The organism is Trichocoleus sp. DQ-A3, assembly GCF_039961975.1.
In the GTDB taxonomy this organism is placed as follows: domain Bacteria; phylum Cyanobacteriota; class Cyanobacteriia; order Cyanobacteriales; family FACHB-T130; genus FACHB-T130.
Window position 1 is genome coordinate 100840 of record NZ_JAMPKC010000016.1, and the last position, 12119, is coordinate 112958.

The 12119-nt window shown below is 46.8% G+C and carries 12 protein-coding genes; 4 read left to right on the forward strand and 8 right to left on the reverse strand.

The genetic code is table 11. From position 1 onward, the window contains the following. Window positions 1-132: 132 nt before the first annotated feature. The 5 genes from pyk to NDI44_RS20545 all read right to left on the reverse strand — a co-directional run bounded on the left by pyk (window position 133) and on the right by NDI44_RS20545 (window position 6634). Complete coding sequence (gene pyk, locus NDI44_RS20525; RefSeq protein ID WP_190411446.1) at window positions 133-1917, reverse strand: pyruvate kinase; 1785 nt, start codon at window positions 1915-1917, stop codon at window positions 133-135. Window positions 1918-2060: 143 nt separating this feature from the next. Continuing rightward, window positions 2061-2564, reverse strand: coding sequence for a pentapeptide repeat-containing protein (locus tag NDI44_RS20530; RefSeq protein WP_190411447.1), 504 nt, complete (start codon window positions 2562-2564; stop codon window positions 2061-2063). Between the two features lie 131 nt (window positions 2565-2695). Next, window positions 2696-3988: a pentapeptide repeat-containing protein gene (locus NDI44_RS20535; protein WP_190411448.1), complete on the reverse strand. Its 1293-nt coding sequence runs from the start codon at window positions 3986-3988 to the stop codon at window positions 2696-2698. 33 nt (window positions 3989-4021) lie between these two features. Then, window positions 4022-5380: a sorbosone dehydrogenase family protein gene (locus tag NDI44_RS20540; protein WP_190411449.1), complete on the reverse strand. Its 1359-nt coding sequence runs from the start codon at window positions 5378-5380 to the stop codon at window positions 4022-4024. A 168-nt stretch (window positions 5381-5548) separates the two neighbouring features. After that, window positions 5549-6634, reverse strand: coding sequence for an RNA ligase family protein (locus NDI44_RS20545; RefSeq protein ID WP_190411450.1), 1086 nt, complete (start codon window positions 6632-6634; stop codon window positions 5549-5551). A gap of 213 nt (window positions 6635-6847) precedes the next feature. Between NDI44_RS20545 and NDI44_RS20550 the strand changes: the two genes are divergently transcribed. After that, a complete protein-coding gene (locus tag NDI44_RS20550; protein ID WP_190411451.1) occupies window positions 6848-7066 on the forward strand; it encodes a hypothetical protein in 219 nt (72 codons plus the stop codon). 115 nt (window positions 7067-7181) lie between these two features. Here the strand turns inward: NDI44_RS20550 and NDI44_RS20555 are convergent, their stop codons facing one another. Then, window positions 7182-7451, reverse strand: coding sequence for a hypothetical protein (locus tag NDI44_RS20555; protein ID WP_190411452.1), 270 nt, complete (start codon window positions 7449-7451; stop codon window positions 7182-7184). A gap of 285 nt (window positions 7452-7736) precedes the next feature. Here NDI44_RS20555 and NDI44_RS20560 point away from each other — a divergent pair, with 285 nt between their 5' ends. The 3 genes from NDI44_RS20560 (at window position 7737) to NDI44_RS20570 (ending at window position 10927) form a co-directional block, all read left to right on the forward strand. After that, window positions 7737-10118: an NACHT domain-containing NTPase gene (locus NDI44_RS20560; protein ID WP_190411453.1), complete on the forward strand. Its 2382-nt coding sequence runs from the start codon at window positions 7737-7739 to the stop codon at window positions 10116-10118. Between the two features lie 137 nt (window positions 10119-10255). Next, on the forward strand, window positions 10256-10582 hold the full coding sequence (locus NDI44_RS20565; protein WP_190411454.1) for a DUF433 domain-containing protein: 327 nt from the start codon (window positions 10256-10258) through the stop codon (window positions 10580-10582). Window positions 10583-10585: 3 nt separating this feature from the next. Then, window positions 10586-10927, forward strand: a complete 342-nt coding sequence (locus NDI44_RS20570; protein ID WP_190411455.1) for a DUF5615 family PIN-like protein — start codon at window positions 10586-10588, stop codon at window positions 10925-10927. Window positions 10928-10975: 48 nt separating this feature from the next. On the opposite strand, the gene NDI44_RS20575 is transcribed toward NDI44_RS20570, so the two are convergent. Next, on the reverse strand, window positions 10976-11659 hold the full coding sequence (locus tag NDI44_RS20575; RefSeq protein ID WP_199304773.1) for a chromophore lyase CpcT/CpeT: 684 nt from the start codon (window positions 11657-11659) through the stop codon (window positions 10976-10978). Window positions 11660-11674: 15 nt separating this feature from the next. Further along, window positions 11675-12091, reverse strand: coding sequence for a hypothetical protein (locus tag NDI44_RS20580; RefSeq protein ID WP_190411456.1), 417 nt, complete (start codon window positions 12089-12091; stop codon window positions 11675-11677). Window positions 12092-12119: the final 28 nt, after the last annotated feature.

Below are 12119 nucleotides of genomic sequence, written 5' to 3' on the forward strand. Positions count from 1 at the left end.
TGCGAAGGGGGCTGGAGGTTATGTTTTTTGTGGTCTCGTGTAGTAAAAATTAAATCCTTACTTTCTTTACCTCATTGTGAAGGTTTGGGGAAAGCGCGATCGCTTATGAGAGATAAACAGACGCGATCGCACTTAAACTGGCAGTGCCGGAGTCGTCTGAGAAGTCCCCGCCATCGCCCCAGAGTAAACCAGACCCCGTTGCATATCTAGGGTCAAAATCGCCCCATCCCGAATCATTTCCGTCGCCTTCTTGACGCCCACAATGACCGGCACCCCAAGGCGTAAGCCAATCACAGCCGCATGACTGGTTAGACTTTCATCCTCAGTAATAATCCCAGATGCTTTGCGAATTGCTTCCACATAATCGGCATTTGTGCCCGGTACTACCAAAATTTCCCCATGATTGAAATTGCCCACCTCTCTGGCAGTGCGAGCCACTCGCGCTCGACCGCTCACCGATCCCTGACCAATCCCAATTCCCTTGCCAAGAATGGATGTCACCACCTCAACTTTAATCAGGTCGGTTGAACCAGAGATACCTTGGAGCGTCCCGGCAGTCATTACCACCAAATCTCCTTCAGCCAGCAGCTGTTTCTCCAGCGCCACATTGATTGCCGCTTGGAACGTCTGACCCGCAGAAGGCAAATCCAGCACTAGAAGCGGCTTCACGCCCCACACCATCTGCAACTGCCGCGCCACGTCTACATGGGGAGTCACTGCTAGAACGGGCGTTGAAGGTCGAAACTTAGAAACATTTCGGGCAGTGGCACCGCTTTTGGTCAACGACATAATCGCAGCTGCCCCTAGCTGCTCAGAAATTTGACCAACCGCCTGACTAATCGCATTCGTGATCGAGCGAGTGGTGCCCCGGACGTTCCGGGCGATTTGTTCTTGCTCAATCCGCACGGCAATCCGCGCCATCGTCTCCACCGCTTCGACGGCGTATTTACCCACCGCTGTCTCGTTGGAGAGCATCACGGCGTCGGTTCCGTCCAAAATCGCATTGGCGACATCGGAAATTTCAGCACGGGTGGGACGGGGATTGTTCACCATGCTGTCCAACATCTGAGTTGCCGTAATCACCGGAATCCCCAGTTGATTTGCCGTGGCAATCAGCCGCTTTTGCAGAATTGGGACATCCTCCGCAGGCAATTCTACGCCCAAGTCACCACGAGCTACCATGACACCATCGCTGAGCGAGAGAATCGCTTCCATTTGGTCGATGGCTTCGTGCTTTTCAATCTTGACAACCACCGGCACTTGCTTACCAGCACTAGAAATCAGCTCTTTAATTTCCAGCACATCCTGGGGGTTGCGGACAAAGCTCAGCGCTACCCAGTCAACCCCTTGGTCAAGACCAAACATCAAGTCTTTACGGTCTTTGTCAGTTAGCGCCTTAATTGACAGATAGACGCCGGGGAAATTCACTCCTTTGTTGTTAGAAAGTGGGCCGCCGACGACAACGCGACAGTGCAATTCCCGCGCCGTGCGGTCTACCTGCTCGACCCGCATTTCTACTTTGCCATCATCCAAGAGAATCGTTGCCCCGTTTGGAACTTCATCTGCTAGAGGTTCGTAGGTGACAGAGCTAATTTCTTGGGTGCCTGGGACAGGGTGACTGGTTAGGATGAAGCGATCGCCCTTATTCAGGACGATAGACCCCGTTTCAAACCGTCCCAAACGAATTTTCGGGCCTTGCAAATCTTGCAAAATGCCCACTGGCTGATTCAGTTCAAAAGCCATCTGGCGGATCAAGCGAATGCTCCGCTGATGGTCTTCATGAGTTCCATGAGAAAAGTTGAGGCGCAGGGTCGTCGCACCCGCTTCAATTAAAGCGCGTAAGACCTCTGGGCTACTGGTAGCAGGGCCAATCGTTGCGACAATTTTTGTCCGGCGCTGGGGATTTCGCAGTTGCATGGGGCAAAATTCAGGGACAGAAGAGGACTGCGTGTAACAGGAAAGCAAAGGGATACTATCACATTTGTTCCAACTCCTATTAGGGCTTTGGAGCTGGTTCCCCTCTCTACTGTGTGGGTATTATACTAAAAAGCTTATTGATTTTACGGGTTTATCGGGTCGCTTCGGTCTTGGTTGAGGGGTTTCCCGGTCTCAGGTGCCGGTTTCTTTTGACCCTCAGCAAGCGGCTTGTAAACTAGACCGGAAGGCATAATTGTCCCGGTGAGATCGGCACCTGTCACGTCAAATGCTTCCTTCGCTTTGACTCCTTGTAGACTCGCATACTGCAAGTTCGCAAACCGCATCTTCGTACCGCTGAGGTTCGCGCCATTAAGAACCGCATTGTTCAAATTCGCATTTTCCAAGGTGGCTGCTGTAAGATCGGCTCCAGCTAGCACGACACTGGTGAGATTGGCATTGAGTAGATTGGCACCCTTCAAGTTGGCACCGCTGAGGTCATACCCAGTTAAGTTCACATTGCTCAAGTCACAAAATTGGCATTCTTTATAAATTAATAATCTCTGAACGTGTTCTGGATTCTCTGCTTTGACCGGCACTGCAAAGCAGACAGGCATCAACAGGGCAACAGCGAGGATTCCTGGTTTCATGGGAGGCTAGCCAACTGAGGAAATGAGTATCGATTGAACTGCCAAAACACCCTCTTGGTAGCCATGCGCGATCGCGCTATAGAATGCACAAAATCAGAACAAAAGAGTCAATGGGGATAGAATGCGATCGCTCAATATCCATTCAATCCAATGACACCTTTGAGCTTAGCATCCTTCCAGTTGGCACCCGTCAGGTTGGCATTCGCTAAGCTAGCTTGATCCAAATCTGTTTGAGTCAAGTTGGCATAACTCAGATTAGTATTTCCTAAATTGGCACCCCGGAGATCGGCACTGCTGAAATTGGTGTAACTCAAATTGGCTCCTGTCAAAATAGCATTCGTCAGATTGGCACTTTCTAGGTTGGTACCCATCATCGACGCTCCGCTTAAATTGGCAGACCGCAAATTCGCCCCACGCAAGTTTACACCGCTGAGATTAGCACCGTTGAGATTGGTACTATCCAGATAAGCATCCTGGAGGTTAGCACCCGCTAAATTAGCGTTGGTAAGATTGGCAAGCGGCAGTTTGGCATTTGTTAAATCAGCATCGTTAAATTTAGCACCCGTCAAATTGGCACGATTGAAACCAGCACCCGTCAAATTGGCACCCGTCAAATTGGCATTTGTGAGCGTAGCACTTTGGAAATTCGCTGCTGTCAGCGATCCTTTTTGCAGATTGGCACCCGTGAGAATTCCCCCATTCAAGTCAGCATTATTCAAAGAAGCCTGACTCAAATCAGCATTGCTCAAGTTGACACTATCCATATTGGCAGTCTCTAACTGGGCATTATTCAACTTGGCACCTGTCAGATTGGCACCAGCTAAGTTAACAATTTGCATCTGAGCGTCTTTTAGGTTTGCCCCGCCTAAATTGGCACCCGAAAGATTCGCTTCGATCAAATTCGCTTGTCCGAGATTTGCACCAACTAACTGAGCAAAATTCAGTTGAGTTTGGGCTAGCTGGGCACGCTCTAGCTTAGCGCCCGTGAGGTTCGCTGCATATAAGTTTGCCCCCCGCAATTTAGCGTCTGTTAAATCAGCAACAATTTTATTCGCCGCCGCCAATTTTGCCTGTCTCAAGTTCGCTTTTTCCAAATTAGCGGCAGTTAGTTTGGCACCGTTGAGCTGGGCACCCTCTAGCTTAGCGCCCGAAAGGTCAGCCGCCGTTAAATCCGCACCGTCAAGCTGGGCATTCTTCAAGTCGGCGTTTCTGAGATTAATCCCCCTGAGTTGGGCATCTTTTAGGTCACATCCAGGGCAAGTTTTCAGCGTCAGTAACTTCTGCAAGTCTTTGGAGTTTGCCGCTTGGGCTGGGGTTGGTAAGCCAAGCGTTAACACTCCGACGGCTGAAGTCGCAGCTAAACAAACCAAGCCCGCCTTCGCGGGCTTAAGGACAGCAAATTGATTAACGAGTTTTGGGCGCATGGGGCAGTTCTTTGAGCCGCGATTAACAACTACTTAAGAGCCACGATACTGGATGCGGTAAATCCGGTTATTGGCTTCTTCCGTCAGCAGCAAACTCCCATCGGGTAGCACGAGTAACCCCACCGGACGCCCCCAGGTGGTTGGGACAGAGGGGTCTAGCAGGAACCCAGTGAGAAAGTCTTCATAGTAGCCCTGAGGACGCCCGTTAGAGAAGGGGGCAAAGACAATTTTGTAGCCGGTGCCTTGGTTGCGGTTCCAGGAACCGCGAAAGGCAACAAAAGCGCCATTGCGGTATTTTTCTGGAAAGGTATTACCGTCATAAAACTGCAATCCCAAAGCAGCCGAGTGGGCTTGGAACAGAACGTCGGGCGTCTTTGTTTTCGCTACCAGGTCGGGACGTTTGCTCTTTCCGTTGACCAGATGACGCGGGTCAAGGAGATTTGGTGCCAGGTAGGCGTAAGGCCAGCCATAGAATTCTCCCTGTTGGATGCGGGTTAGGTAGTCGGGTACCAGGTCGTCGCCCAGTCCGTCTCGTTCGTTCACGGCGGTATAAAGTTCGCCAGTGGTGGGGTGAAAGTCGAGTCCGACTGGGTTCCGTAAACCGGAAGCAAAAGTTTGCTGGTTGGAACCGTCTAGGTTCATCACCTGTACTGAGGCGCGGGGGATGGGTTCTTCTGAAGCGTTGGATGCCGACCCAACTGAGACATAAAGCTTTTGCCCATCGGGTGAGGCAACGACGTTGCGCGTCCAGTGCTGGTTGTAGCCGCCGGGGGTTAAGTTAGCAATTTTTTCGCCGGTTCCGGTGAGTTGTTGTTGTCCTTGCGTGTAGGGATACCGCCGGACTTCGCCTGTGTTGCCGAGGAAGAAGTATCCGCCCGCAAAGGTCATGCCAAAGGGGATATTTACCCCATTTTGGGAACTGGCAAAGGTTTGGCGGACATCAGCGACGCCATCGCCGTTAGTGTCGCGCAGCAAGCGAATCTGGTTTTGTCGGGTTTCGGTGACTAACACGTCACCGTTCGGGGTGAGTGCCAGCCAGCGGGGTGCATCTAATCCATCGGCAAAAACGTTGACGACGAAGCCTGCCGGGACGCGCAGGGTGGGGTTTTCTGGGATGGGCACCACGTTGGGCGAGTTGGAGGCGCTGTCGCTGGCGTAGGGTTTGGGTAAGTTATCGAGGGTGATGCGAATCGGTTGGGGTGTCAGGGGTTCGGTTCGCACCACGTTATTAGTCTGCGTCGCTTGGGCAAGCTGTTGGTTCGGCTGTGCCGGAGTTTCTGTCGGTTGTTCGGTTGGTTGGGTTGTCTGGGGGTCGAGGGATGCCTGAGTTGAGTCACAGGCGGCTGCTGTAGTCAGGATGAGCAGAAGCAGCAAGAAACGTATCGATTTCATGTCAACAAGGTGGGAACTCTAATTCCAGGGTAATCATTGAAGACAGGAGAGCGATCGCGCTCATGCGAAGCGAGGCGTTAGCCTAGCGCAGAAAAAGTCAGTTCGCACTCTTCGTTTCAGATCAAGTATTTAGTTAGCCGCTGCTCACCCTACACCTGTTCCTAAATATTATTTTTTAAAGTAATTATTTATCAATTTTTTAGATTCCTGCTCCAATTGTTCGATTAAAGTCTGTTGACTTTTCTCAGGTAAGCTTTTAAAAATGCTTTCATAAGATTCGTTAAATGTTTCTATTACATCATTCACAAATAATTGAAAAACTTTGTCTATTGCTTTTGGGTCTTTACCAGAAACCCGGCCTACTTTTGATAGAGTATTCATCAATCTATTTTCTGTAACCAATGCAAGCATCGCCTCATGTAGCCATTTGTTATCACTCAAATAGGGAGGAGATGTTGCTAATTTTTGGCCGCTCCATTTTTCTGCCTGATGGAATCGGCTCTCTTCAGCGAATTTTGGGATTTTTCTCTTCAAAATCGGCCTAATTCTTCCCTTGGGAGTATCTATATAGATCGACTTTACAGGTTTAATGACAATCCCTTCCGCCTGATTGCTAAACGGCAATTTGGGTAAACCTAATAAGGCAGGAATAGTAGAATTAAACTCTATCTTCTGTGCAAGCGCTTGTTCGTATTTTCCAGTAAATAGCGGTTTAGCACCCAGCATTTCTACTTGCTGAAATAATTTCAGCGCTTTCTCATAATCTATGTAATCTCGTTTGGCAGTTCTATTATTTTCTTCAACAGCGATATCAAAAGCACAAAATTCAATTTTAGGTGAATAATAGATTCCTGTTTGGACAGCCTGAACACTAGGAACAGCCGCTACATCAGGATGGGGATATTCTCCACCAAACAATTCCCCATACACAGAAACTCTAAAAGTTTCCGGATGTTCCAACTGGATAATTTTGAATATATCTTTGGCTTGTTGGGCTAATTTATATCTAAGCGTTTGATATCCAAAAAAGTCTTCGTCTGGCTGCAATAATTCTTTTCTCTTGGCAAAGCGAACGTCTGAGCCGTCTGCGATTATACAGAAATTCGCCCCGTGAATTTTTTCAGTTACCACCCAGGCAGTTTTCTTGAAAATGCGATAATCTGATTCTGTTAAATTCCAATTATTCGAGCTTTCCGGTATTTTTTCATAGCTGATATGCGTCCAGCCGGTGAAGTTGCTTTCTTGTTTGTCCATCGGTTTTATTTTTTTGGAAAGAAGCTGAGAGAATGCGATCGCGTAGCTGGTTGAGGGATGCGATCGCGCTTGAGCCGCTTGTGGGTTGAGTGCCTATGTAATTCAGATCACTCGAAAGGCTGAGAATTTTCACACGTTACTCATCTAAGCGATCGCTCGGCGAGACGCAAAGGAGTGAGATATTAAATATCGTAGAGTTGACGCCCAACAACCATGCTTCCCCAAATCCAACTGCTCCCCGGTGCTATCTCTGAAATCCTAGCCTCTGTTAGCGAAACTGGTATTCTGACTCTGGCTGACCGTTATGGACTGATGGCAGCCGCTCTGGATGAGTCCTTGGATGAGGAAGAAAGAGGTTGCGTCAACAGACTGCTGCGTTCTGTACTCAAAGGACGGGTAACAGTAGTGGCTGACCTCTCCGCTGCCGCTTAATCTCGAAGTAAGGAAATGTGCATTGCTGCTGCCAGGACAATGGGCGTTGAACTCAGCAGCGATCGCATTCTAAAATTTTGAGCCAACATTGCAACTAGATGAAGCTTCAAGCTTATCAAGAGCGATCTCGTGGTTGGTTGAAGGGATGCGATCGTGCCTTCTCCTTGTTGTAGAAATGAAGCACAGAGGCGCAGAGGAAGGAGAGGATGGGAGAGATATTGAAGCGATCGCTCCAATATCTGGTTACTTCACCCGCCTGAAGTTGAAATTTCAGGCGAATGAGGGCAAACACTTCTCCTACTTTCCCTGCCGTTGTTGCTGATATAAGTGTTGAGCAAGCTTTTCCGGATTGAGTGGTGTCTTTAGTAACACCCAGTCTAAGCAAAGTACGAGAATCTGAAGTTTCAGGCAGTTTTTTATATTGGCATCTTTCAGTATCTTCTCTATCAGTTTGCTAAGGACTATTTCAGCAGACTTTTTGATTAGCCAGAGTACAAAGGAGTTCATGGATTTGGCTTGTGTATCTGTACTCTTTCAGGTTCGACAATAGGTGTCGGCGTTCAAGCTAGAGCAAGGACTGTGGAATGCCAGATTGAGGCGTGTCTTTGTCAGAGTTAGGACAGACTTTTAACTTGGGTAGTTAAAATTGGCACAGTGACGTAGTGAAGCTATGGCAGTGCGATCGCTCCAAGTATCTCCAGAAGCAATTCAGACAGCACAAGATGCTTTAACTGATAGGTGCTTGACTCAGAAGGAGTTAGCCAAAGAGTTAAGTTTCTCGCGGGAGACAGTCGGAAAATTTTTCCGAGGTCAGCCTGTTGATCGGCAGTATTTTGTAAAAATTTGCGAGGAGTTGCGGTTAGAGTGGGATGAGATTGCGGCTCAACCACGCAGTAAACCTACACCAGAGGAGCAAAAGCAGGACACCAGCGAAATTGATGCATTGGTGCAGAAGGTGCGATCGCTCCGCCGCCAGAAAATCCGAGATCAGTGCGGCACCATGCGGATGCTGGACATTTCCCAGGCGATCGCACTCACAGATATCTACACTGAGGTCAATATCTTGGAAGAGATACTCTGCCAGCAATGGCGAGAGATTTCTGACTTGCTACAAGAGTTCAACCCAGAATCAGATGACTTTGACAGACCTGGACTTGGCAAGCGTCTGAAACGAGTACCAGGGATGAATGCGGTGTCGCGTTACTCTAAGCTGATGATACTCGGCAAACCAGGGGCGGGTAAAACCACCTTTTTGCAGTGGATAGCGATTAAGTGCGACTTAGGCGAGTTTCAGCCGCACCGGATACCAATTTTTATCAGGCTAAAAAATTTTGCTAAAGATACTAGAGGTGAATCTGATTTTAAGCTATTTAACTATATTAAAAAGGAATTCCGTACTTGTGGCATTGCCGATGAATCGGTAACTGAAATCGTACTCACTCAAGGGCGGGCTTTAATTCTGCTAGATGGGTTGGATGAGGTTTCTAAAGCTGATGATGATGAAGTTGTAGACCAGATTCGGAAGTTTTATGAGACGTATTTCCAAAATCAGTTTATTATCACCTGTCGCATTGCTGCCGGAAAGTACAGATTTCAGCAGGAGAATTTTATTGATGTCGAGGTAGCAAATTTTGAGAAAGAGCAAGTAAAAGCGTTTGCGAGAAAGTGGTTTGTCGCAGTTGCCAGGAATAACCGGGAAGAGGGGGAAGCCAGAGCGAGGGAGTTTAATGAGACGCTGAATCTACCAAAAAATAATCGCATCCAGAAACTGGCTGTTACACCAATATTGCTAAATCTCACCTGTTTCGTTTTCTTAGAAAAGCGCGAATTTCCATCTAAGCGTTCTAAGCTGTATGAGCAAGGACTGGATATTCTGCTAGTCAGATGGGATGAATCCCAGAAGATTAAACGGGATGAAGTTTATCGCAATTTGTCTTTATATCATAAGATAGAGCTTGTTAGTCAGGTAGCACTAATCACTTTTTATGATAGCTGTTACTTCTTTGAAAAATGCGATATCGAGCGCCATATTGCTGACTATCTCTGTACTTTACCTAATTCCCAGACTGACCGAGCAACTTTACAACGAGATAGTCAGGCTGTGCTGAAAGCCATTGAAGCGCAACATGGGTTATTGGTGGAAAGGGCGCGGGGAATTTACTCGTTTTCTCATCTAACGTTTCAAGAGTATTTCACCGCAAAAAAAATTGTTGATGGCGGCGATTGGCAAGATCTGGTCAGTCACATCAATGAGTATCGTTGGCGCGAAGTCTTTTTGCTAGTAGCTGAAATGTTACCTAATGCTGATAATTTGTTGCGATTAATGAAGCAACGAACTGATGCGATCGTAGGTGATGAGAAGTTGCAGGATTTTTTAATGTGGGTGAGTAAAAAATCTAGTTCAGTGCAAGCTTCGTATAAACTAGCAGCTATTAGAGACTCTTATCTTTACTCTGCCTGCGCCTTAAATTTTGGACGCTCTTATGTTAATCCTAGCTTGAGGAATACCTTTGGCTACGCCAATATTCTTTCCCTTGCCTATGTTCTTGACCGTAAATCTACTAATGATGTTGGTGATGAGCTTCATCTAGATCGTCAGCTTGATGGTGTTCTTAGCAGCGCTCTAGATATGGTTGAAGATAGCACCTTTGAATATATATTTGATGCGGAGTTTGACTTTACTGATAGGATTGACGATACTATTGACCTCGCTGAGAACTGTAAATTACAACAACCCCTACAACAACTTAAAGCTCAACTCCCTAATTCAAAGGAAGATAGACAAAGATTTAAAGACTGGTGGCAAGCCAACGGTCACGCTTGGACCGATAAATTAAGAGCAGCGATGATTGAATATCGCAACATAGGTCACAATTTGCAATTCAGCAATCAGCAGAAAGAATTGCTTCAGCAGTATTACAATGCTAATAACTTCCTGGTGGCTTGTCTCAATAGCGGTTGTGAAGTAACTATCGCAGTACGGCAGGAAATTGAGGACACATTGTTATTACCCATTGCCCAAATTGAGAAGTATCGACAGAGTATATTGTAGGATGTCTAAACTGTTATTGTTTGGGTTAATAAAGTGTGATTACTACAGATAAGATGTCCGTTACACAGCCGCTGCCAACAAACAGACAACCGGCAAACTTTAACTAGACATTTTTTTATAGAAAAGCAAAAATAACTATGACACTCAAAGAATTAGAGAAACAACTTTTGGCTTTGACTCCAACTGAAAAAGCTCAGGCAATACAACTATTAGCCCAAAGTTTAAGCAACGCTTGGAAAGGAATAGAAAAGACTCCTGGCGTCTGTGGAGGTGATGCTTGTATTGCAAAAACTCGCATTCCAGTTTGGGTACTGGTAAATGCGCGTCGTTTAGGTATCAGTGAAACACAACTCTTAGATGACTATCCGACTATCTCTGCTGCTGACTTAGCAAATGCCTGGGCTTATGCTGAGGCATATCCTGATGAGATTGAAATAGCCATCAGAGAGAATGAGGAAGATTAACTCATGGCGCGTTTATATGCAGATGAACAATTCCCACGACTGGTGGTGGAATTCTTACGCGCTTTGGGTCATGATGTACTGACAGTACAGGAAGCGGGGAATGCTGGGCTAAAGATTCCTGATGAAGAGGTATTGGAATTTGCTGTAAGTAACGATCGCGCAGTTTTGACCTTAAATCGGGTTGATTTCTTCCGTTTGCATCGCTTACAACCAGACCATGCGGGTATTATTGCCTGCAAAGATGACGCAGATAGACAGAGAATGGCTATCCGCATTAATGAGGCGATTTCTAATGAAGAAACCTTGAAGGGTAAATTAATTCGGGTAGTCCGTCCGCAGGGATAAAGAAGCGATCGCTAGCTAAACAAACATCACAAAAAATGGCTAGCAAATTCAGCGACTCGCGCTTGGCTGAACCCATCGAAACTGATAAGGTTCGCCTTTTGACCCCCAAACTTGATTCCCTGCGGCATCAAAAGCCCGATCTAATGTGTCCATTCCAGTAGAATGCAGCACAATTCGATTTGTTACTTTCACTGCGCCTTTGTAGTCGCTGGGACAACCTGCCTTCGGTGTCTCGCCGATATAATTCTCACCGTCAGGTTTTAAAAATACGCTGCATTTAGCAGCACCAATATCGGTTAATTTGATGACACGCTTTGCTTCTGGTTTGCTACATAGACCAATCAAAGCTTCTGGTGTTGGTGGTTTAAATGATTGCGATTCTATGCTTTGGTTATCAGCACTGGGGGCAATTTTTAGGAGTCTCTGCCGATAGGGTTTGGCAAGATTCTGAGACATGGCTTGTTCTTGGTAGAGGAAAACTACCTTGGGATTTTTTTTAGTATTTTCTACGCTGACTTTGCAGGTAGTCATTCTCACATTTGGGGCTTTGGGATTGGCTTGCGCTTGTGCAGACGTGTCCATTACTCCGACTAAATGCGACACTACTTCCCCAACTTGTTGCTGCATTGGTACCAATGTTTGTATATTCGGCGCTGGACGCGAATAAGCGGCAGTGCTAGTTGAGGAAAAAAGAGCGATCGCGATCAAACTCTGAGTTCTTGTATTCTTCACAATAGTCTCCCAGTGCTAATCAAAAACATAACGTTCGGCAACGCGCCAGTAGCGAGAAAAGCGTTTAAGGTCAATATATCCGTCGTATTTTACAAATGGCTCAACAGATAACACTTCGATAGGAAGCGATTCCTCAATTTTGTCGCAAATGTGGTCAAATCGCGGGCTAGGACTCTCTGCTGTAACGACTCCATCAGCATTGTGTTCCTTGGCAAAAGCGATAACTTCAGCAGCGACATCACCGCGTCGAATCGTTACTGGCAGTTCTAGCAAACATTCATAAATAAAAGTAATCCGCTTGAGACTCAGCTGCCACTCTTCAATCAAAGCATCGTCCCAAACCCATATCGCGGGGCTTTCAGGGTATGCTTGCAATGCGGGATTTCCAAGACTTAAACAGTCTCCATGCATCCAAATAATCGGCTGTTTCATTAATTCAAGGCTCACGCACTCAAAACTC

Excerpts from the sequence above, each read along its gene's own strand:
- pyk (WP_190411446.1), bottom strand. The coding sequence starts at position 1,917 with ATGCAACTGCGAAATCCCCAGCGCCGGACAAAAATTGTCGCAACGATT.
- NDI44_RS20530 (WP_190411447.1), bottom strand. The coding sequence starts at position 2,564 with ATGAAACCAGGAATCCTCGCTGTTGCCCTGTTGATGCCTGTCTGCTTT.
- NDI44_RS20535 (WP_190411448.1), bottom strand. The coding sequence starts at position 3,988 with ATGCGCCCAAAACTCGTTAATCAATTTGCTGTCCTTAAGCCCGCGAAG.
- NDI44_RS20540 (WP_190411449.1), bottom strand. The coding sequence starts at position 5,380 with ATGAAATCGATACGTTTCTTGCTGCTTCTGCTCATCCTGACTACAGCA.
- NDI44_RS20545 (WP_190411450.1), bottom strand. The coding sequence starts at position 6,634 with ATGGACAAACAAGAAAGCAACTTCACCGGCTGGACGCATATCAGCTAT.
- NDI44_RS20550 (WP_190411451.1), top strand. The coding sequence starts at position 6,848 with ATGCTTCCCCAAATCCAACTGCTCCCCGGTGCTATCTCTGAAATCCTA.
- NDI44_RS20560 (WP_190411453.1), top strand. The coding sequence starts at position 7,737 with ATGGCAGTGCGATCGCTCCAAGTATCTCCAGAAGCAATTCAGACAGCA.
- NDI44_RS20565 (WP_190411454.1), top strand. The coding sequence starts at position 10,256 with ATGACACTCAAAGAATTAGAGAAACAACTTTTGGCTTTGACTCCAACT.
- NDI44_RS20570 (WP_190411455.1), top strand. The coding sequence starts at position 10,586 with ATGGCGCGTTTATATGCAGATGAACAATTCCCACGACTGGTGGTGGAA.
- NDI44_RS20580 (WP_190411456.1), bottom strand. The coding sequence starts at position 12,091 with ATGAAACAGCCGATTATTTGGATGCATGGAGACTGTTTAAGTCTTGGA.